Origin of the sequence: Achromobacter sp. ACM01 (assembly GCF_014851745.1) — a bacterium.
GTDB lineage: Bacteria > Pseudomonadota > Gammaproteobacteria > Burkholderiales > Burkholderiaceae_B > Achromobacter > Achromobacter aegrifaciens.
This window is the reverse complement of record NZ_JACVAF010000042.1, coordinates 1-249: the sequence shown is the minus strand read 5'-3', so window position 1 is coordinate 249 and position 249 is coordinate 1. Positions and strand designations below refer to the sequence as shown.

The 249-nt window shown below is 65.5% G+C and carries 1 protein-coding gene; it reads left to right on the top strand.

Annotated features, from left to right (window positions below; translation table 11 throughout):
- A partial coding sequence (locus tag IB268_RS30980; RefSeq protein WP_192355309.1) for a hypothetical protein occupies positions 1-249 on the top strand: 249 nt, incomplete at both ends.

Sequence of the window (249 nt, the reverse complement as noted above, 5' to 3'; positions counted from 1 at the left end):
AGCAGCTCAAGGACACCTTCACCTACACGATCCGTGATGCCGACGGCGACGTCAGCACCACCACCATCACCGTCACCATCAACGGCCACACCGATGGCGTGCCCGGCGTGACCGTCCCCGATGCCAACGGCGCCGATGCCGGCAACGTCAGCATCGCCGAGAACGCCACGCAGCCGGTTACTGGCGAACTGACCGTCACCGCACCGGAAGGCCTGGCCACCGTCAAGATCGGCAACGTCACCCTCTCTG